This is a genomic window from Myroides sp. C15-4, assembly GCF_050522745.1.
GTDB lineage: Bacteria > Bacteroidota > Bacteroidia > Flavobacteriales > Flavobacteriaceae > Flavobacterium.
On sequence record NZ_JBMVQX010000064.1, the window covers coordinates 1 to 5,870 of the forward strand.

General features: G+C 37.1%; 6 protein-coding genes and 1 pseudogene. 3 read left to right on the forward strand and 4 right to left on the reverse strand.

Features of this window, described 5'->3' with window-relative positions:
• Positions 1-382: 382 nt before the first annotated feature.
• The 3 genes from ACPDHL_RS15890 to catB all read left to right on the forward strand — a co-directional run bounded on the left by ACPDHL_RS15890 (position 383) and on the right by catB (position 3,352).
• Entirely contained in the window at positions 383-1,285 is a 903-nt protein-coding gene (locus ACPDHL_RS15890) for a tyrosine-type recombinase/integrase (RefSeq protein ID WP_430533698.1), read from the forward strand.
• The gene (locus tag ACPDHL_RS15895; protein WP_430533699.1) at positions 1,210-2,361 is read left to right on the forward strand and encodes an IS91 family transposase; all 1,152 of its coding nucleotides are present in this window, start codon (positions 1,210-1,212) and stop codon (positions 2,359-2,361) included. The genes ACPDHL_RS15890 and ACPDHL_RS15895 overlap by 76 nt, the downstream gene beginning before the upstream one ends.
• A 361-nt stretch (positions 2,362-2,722) precedes the next feature.
• Positions 2,723-3,352 carry a type B chloramphenicol O-acetyltransferase gene (catB, locus tag ACPDHL_RS15900; RefSeq protein WP_010256763.1) on the forward strand — a complete coding sequence of 210 codons (630 nt, stop codon included), beginning with the start codon at positions 2,723-2,725 and terminating at the stop codon, positions 3,350-3,352.
• A 203-nt stretch (positions 3,353-3,555) separates the two neighbouring features.
• On the opposite strand, the gene ACPDHL_RS15905 is transcribed toward catB, so the two are convergent.
• The 4 genes and pseudogenes from ACPDHL_RS15905 to ACPDHL_RS15920 all read right to left on the reverse strand — a co-directional run bounded on the left by ACPDHL_RS15905 (position 3,556) and on the right by ACPDHL_RS15920 (position 5,569).
• On the reverse strand, positions 3,556-4,059 hold the full coding sequence (locus tag ACPDHL_RS15905) for a trimethoprim-resistant dihydrofolate reductase DfrA49 (RefSeq protein WP_038694170.1): 504 nt from the start codon (positions 4,057-4,059) through the stop codon (positions 3,556-3,558).
• Positions 4,056-4,583 (reverse strand): hypothetical protein, encoded by a 528-nt coding sequence (locus tag ACPDHL_RS15910; RefSeq protein ID WP_185250310.1) that lies wholly within the window; start codon positions 4,581-4,583, stop codon positions 4,056-4,058. Before ACPDHL_RS15910 ends, ACPDHL_RS15905 begins: the two co-directional genes overlap by 4 nt.
• Positions 4,573-4,827: pseudogene (locus tag ACPDHL_RS15915) on the reverse strand (FAD-dependent oxidoreductase); the annotation flags it as partial. The pseudogene ACPDHL_RS15915 and the gene ACPDHL_RS15910, both read right to left, overlap by 11 nt.
• A 163-nt stretch (positions 4,828-4,990) precedes the next feature.
• On the reverse strand, positions 4,991-5,569 hold the full coding sequence (locus tag ACPDHL_RS15920) for a pentapeptide repeat-containing protein (RefSeq protein WP_182628772.1): 579 nt from the start codon (positions 5,567-5,569) through the stop codon (positions 4,991-4,993).
• Positions 5,570-5,870: the final 301 nt, after the last annotated feature.

Below are 5,870 nucleotides of genomic sequence, written 5' to 3' on the forward strand. Positions count from 1 at the left end.
GCAACGTTCTTATCACTAAGTAAATTCATTTGTTTGTCTGTATCTATTCGCATTGTCATTCAAAAATGGCACATAACGGGAAACGCATTGGCGAAGTGGCGGATAAATTGGACAAAAAGTTCAATTTAGCGAGAACGTAGCCGATGTGTTTCCACAGAGCTAACTTACAAATAAAAAGCGAATGTGGAACACATTCGGCGGAATAAAAAGCACAAAAGTTGAATTTTGAACTTAACCCGCCATTTTGCCAATGCGATGTTGAACTAAACCTCCGGTAGCTTTCGCTGCGATGATTTTGTACCTTAGTATTTATTAACTATTAAATAATTGATACTATGGTGACTAAAAAAAATCTCCGGAGGAATTAAGAGCGAACAAATATTTGAATCGCGCTTGTTGTGAAATTAATGGTTTTTCTGAACTTCTGCAACGTTTTGAACGAAATATTTCTATTTTAGGACGAAGCAAACGCACGTTTGAAAATTATTCACGTCATGTGGCTGCCCTTGCGCTTCATTTTGGTGCTTTACCTACCGATTTAGATCCCGAACAGGTTAAAGACTATCTGTTTGAACTACAACAACGTTCTCATTCACCATCGCAATCGTATTTTAAACATACGGTTTACGGATTACGCTTTCTGCTAAAAACCGAAAACCTTCGGTACGATTACCTTCATTTACCATCGATTCCTAAAGAAAAAAAACTACCCGTAATACTAAGTCGTGAAGAAATTTGGAGAATGCTTCAACATGCCGATTTGCTTAAACATCGCATTTTAATTGGTTTGATTTACGGTTGTGGGCTTCGTTGCATGGAAGTTCGAAATATTGAATTGAAACACTTAGATTTTGATCGAAAATTACTTCATATCGTTCAAAGTAAAGGTAAAAAAGATCGTTATGTTCCGCTTTCTGATCATATTATTCGAGGGATAAAAAAGTACATTTCAATTGAACATCCGACTACTTTTTTATTTACTGGCAACACCAAAGATGCCAAAGGATTTGATTCGCGTTATAGTCAACGTGGCGTTCAATGGGCGATTCAATCGGTTTGTAAAAAAGCTGGAATTTTAAAAGATGTACATACGCATACTTTGCGCCACAGCTACGCTACGCATTTGTTGGAAGATGGTGTGAATATTCTTCAAGTTCAAAAACTCATGGGGCACGAACGAGTAGAAACCACCATGGAATATTTGCACGTTTGTCAGCTCGAAAATCAAAAAATACACAGTCCATTAGATACCGTTTTTGCTTTATGCAGCCGCAGTGGGAAATAGCCGATGTGCTTCGGAAGGTTGATTTATCTCATCAAAACTTCACCATTCATCAGGAGAAAACACTCCGAGCGTTGACTTTATGCAGGACATCTGCTTTGGGCGGACATGTAGATGCTTGTGATTCTTGCGGAAACATCAGCATCAGTTACAACAGTTGCAGAAACAGGCATTGTCCCAAATGTCAAGGACACAAACGCGAAGAATGGATTCAGGCTCGCGAACAAGATTTATTACCTTGTTCGTATTATCATTTGGTGTTTACCTTGCCTGATACGCTTAATGGTTTAGCCATCTCGCATCCTCAAATCATGTATAGAATACTATTTGAAGCAACTTGGGCTACGTTGTCTCAATTTGGAAAAACGGAAGGATTGCAATTAGGAATGATCGCCATTCTGCATACATGGGGACAAAATTTAAGCTTGCATCCGCACTTGCACTGCATTATTCCAGGTGGGGGAATTGGAGCAAATGGCAATTGGAAACGCAAGATAAAAACCGATAAATATTTGTTTGCAGTAAAAGCTTTGAGTAAGGTTTTTCGGGCCAAATATGTAGCATTGTTGCGCAAAGAAAAATTAGTAGATCCTCAACTCTTACAAGGTTTGTTTGAAAAGAATTGGGTGGTTTATGCCAAGCGTCCTTTTGGTGGGCCAAAGCAAGTAATCGAATATTTAGGCAGATATACGCACAAGGTTGCGATAAGCAATCATCGGATAAAGAACATAACCGATCACGAGGTTACTATTAATTATAAAGATTATAAAGACGGAAGTAAAACCAAGCAACTCACCTTAAAAAACGAAGAATTTACAAGGCGATTTAGCTTACATATTTTACCCAAACGTTTTGTACGCATCCGACATTACGGAATAGTAAGTAGCAGTTGGAAACGTGGAAAGCTCCAACAATTACAAAAAGAGTTAAATGTTGTACGCCCAATAATTGAGCCCAAAACCCAACATAAAAAATGCTATTGTTGTAAAGTCGGCAATCTGATCACCTTGCATGTTTTTGGGCAAAGAGGTCCACCGGAAATGTATCTTATCGGAAATACACTTGCCTCTGTGAATTAGCTTTTACGGGTAAGGGAACTTGTGTTTGGCTGTTTCTAAAAACACCGAAAAGTGATTAAACAACACCAATTCAAACACAAAAAAAGCAGTAATCTAAAATTACTGCTTGTATATCTTAAAGCTCCACTTCGAAAACTCCATAATACGTATTAAGCTCCCAAAGGTTCCGTTCAACGGGCTTTCATCTTACGCCCTCCGGGCAAGACGAAAGCTTAGTTATTATGTGTAGTTTTTTAGTATCTTTGTCAGATGAAATTATCAGATTAGCAAATTTACTTTACGCAACGTATAGGAAGAGAATAGTTTAGTATTATTCTTCGTTTCCTTATTGTCTCTTATTGTAAATTAAATATGTTAAATAATGAAAAATTACTTCGAAAGTCCTTTTAAAGGAAAAATAATCAAAGACCACATAACTAATCCCAATATAATTTCGGGTAAATATTCTTATTATTCTGGTTATTATCACGGTCATTCATTTGACGATTGTGCTCGTTATCTGTTTCCGGACAGGAATGATGTCGATAAACTAATTATCGGTTCTTATTGTTCAATAGGGAGCGGTGCAAGTTTCATAATGGCAGGTAATCAAGGTCATAAATATGATTGGATTTCCAGTTTTCCATTTTTTTATATGTCTGAATTTGATGTTTTCAGTAAAAGCCAAGATGGATTTCAAAAAGCAGGAGATACAGTTGTTGGGAATGATGTTTGGATTGGTAGTGAAGCTATGATAATGCCAGGAGTTCAGATAGGAGATGGAGCTGTTATTGGCAGTCGTGCTTTGGTTACAAAAGATGTTGAACCTTATTCAATTGTAGGGGGAAATCCAGCCAAATTGATAAAAAAGAGATTTAGTGATGATGACATCCAAAAATTGCAGGAAATGAAATGGTGGGAATGGGATGAAGAAACCCTTTTTGAAGCAATGCCAATTCTTTGTTCAAATAAAATCGATTTGTTGTACAAGTTTTTTAGAAAAATGAAATGATAAAAAGAAGGTTCCGAAATTCGGAGCCTTTTTGTTTTAACTGCGTTTGCGGCTAAAATTACACATAACTTATTTATTGATACGGCTTTTCTGTACAAAACAGCATAATACTTGATGTTTTTGTGCAGGTTTGTTTCTTTATTTGATCAAATATAACGAAAGTAGGTAGACAATGATTTCTTATTTCTCATCAAGTAATCACGTTACCTCCAATACCTTTTCACTTCAAACGCATAGGCATTTTTCTCATCCACTGCTTGGGTTGCTACCGTTTCAACATTCCAAGCGACAGCTTCGAATTTCGGGAAGAAGGTATCTGCACCAAATTCGCCCTGCACATGGGTAATAAACATCTCTTGAACACAATCAAGCGCTAAAGCTTCTCGGTAAATTTGTCCGCCTCCAATTATGAAAACGGTTCGTTCCACTTCATTTTTATAATGATCCAAACAGGATTCCAAGGAAGAAAAAACAACTGCTCCAGGAGCATGATATTCGGTATTGCGTGTTAAGACCGCATTCTCGCGGTTGGGCAACGGCCGAAAACGTTCCGGAATGGAATCGTAGTTTTTTCTACCTGTAACCACAATATGTCCCGTGGTTGTTTCTTTGAAAAATTTCATATCTGCAGGCAAATGCCACATCAAATCATTGTTCTTTCCAATACCGAATTGCTGATCAACAGCAACAATCAATGCTACTTTCATGGAAGTACTTTGTAAATTGTAGGTGAAATGAACACCATGCGGGGATTTGGAATTACTGCATCGTGAACCTGTGTTCCCCTGGCCTCTTCTTCCGTGAGAAAATAACCAATTACCCAATGATAGGTTCCATCCGGAGCCACCACCTTGTGGATCGTTGGGGTGAATTTTTTTGAGAAATTAATTGGATTGCGAAGTATCCCTTCTGAATACTCTTGGGCATAATACCCTGACAAAAGCAATTTGTAATGAGTCACAACCGTGGAATCAGCATCTACCTTATATTCAACAGATCCTTTCGAATGACTTTGAAAAAGTGCTCTTGAATCGGTGTAAAACAAGTTGCTTTTGGTTTGTACCTCAGGGGTGAAAAAATCCGGACGATGGATGCCATAATCAAACTCCGGTAGAATATAAAATGGTTTCACTGCAGCTTCTTGACGCGGATAAACCCAAGTGAAGGTATGTGTCACGTGTTCAATGTTGACTGCCTCGCTACTTTTTACCAAATCAGCCCGCAAAATCATACCGCCATCCTTGTAACGATCCCGCTTTTTTCATTGCTTCCTGACCTGAACCTTTGTGTAGGTCAAGGGTTCCACCAAAAATTCTTGCCTCTCGGTCGTTGTCTCTTTCGTAAACTGAAACGTCTATGCCGTTTTGCTGTAATAATTTTGCCATAGTCAGTCCAACGGGTCCACCACCAATTATTGCAACGTTCTTATCACTAAGTAAATTCATTTGTTTGTCTGTATCTATTCGCATTGTCATTCAAAAATGGCCCATAACGTTATGTATATGAGCTGTGGCGTGTCTCGGCACGAACCTCTCCAAATATAAACTAACTTTGGCAAACCGCAGGATTTTCCAAATAGGCACAGAACGAGCCATAGCTTATATACGGTGTTGTGCGTTCGTAATTATTTTTTTTTGTTCAAGAAATAATCAATTGATATTTATATAGCAATCCTTCTAGTTGAAATGCAGAAAATTTTGCTTTTTTAAGTTTGTTAAATTCAGGGTCAATAGCGAAGTTTTTTGCATTTCTAAAGTCCGCCTTTTCAAGTATAGTATTTAAAAACCTCGTTCCTGTAAGGTCTGTGTCATTAAAAACTGCTGAAGATAAATCCGATTCAGTAAAATCTGCTTCTTTAAGAGAACATTTTACAAAGTGCGTATTCTTTAACTTTGTCCCAAAAAATGTACAATAATCCATAATACAATTCTCAAATCTGAAAGAAAATGCAAAATTGTTGCATCTTGTAAAATCAATTCCAAGAATTTTGCTTCCTATAAAGCTTGCGTTTCTAAAACCCGTTCCTTCTATTTCTGTCATTGAAAAGTTACAGTCCTGAAAAGTGCATTCTTCAAAACTATTTCCTCTCAAGTCACTTTTTACGAAAATGCACGATATAAACTTACATTTAAAAAATTCTCTATTTCTTAATGTTTTTCCAGAATAATCAACATTTTTAAATTCTTTGTTCTCGTGAGTTATTATTTCATTTGTCATTTTTATATTTTTCTAATTTTGAGTGAGTTTTTCTATGACGCACAACGGGAAACGCATTGGCGAAGTGGCGGATAAATTGAACCGAAAGTTCAATTTAGCAAGAACGTAGCCGATGTGTTTCCACAGAAGCTAAATTATTAAAAAAAGCTGAATGTGGAACACATTCGGCGGCTAAATATGCAGAAACTTTCAACTTAGCCGTTACCCCGCCATTTTGCCAATGGGATGTTGAACTAAACCTTCGGTAGCTTTTCCGTTAGAAGTCATATATTTAGGATATTAAAAAAATAAAATTATGGTA

Bases quoted from the DNA above. Each gene is read 5' to 3' on its own strand.
- catB (WP_010256763.1), top strand. From the start codon at position 2,723: ATGAAAAATTACTTCGAAAGTCCTTTTAAAGGAAAAATAATCAAAGAC.
- ACPDHL_RS15905 (WP_038694170.1), bottom strand. From the start codon at position 4,059: ATGAAAGTAGCATTGATTGTTGCTGTTGATCAGCAATTCGGTATTGGA.
- ACPDHL_RS15910 (WP_185250310.1), bottom strand. From the start codon at position 4,583: ATGATTTTGCGGGCTGATTTGGTAAAAAGTAGCGAGGCAGTCAACATT.
- ACPDHL_RS15920 (WP_182628772.1), bottom strand. From the start codon at position 5,569: ATGACAAATGAAATAATAACTCACGAGAACAAAGAATTTAAAAATGTT.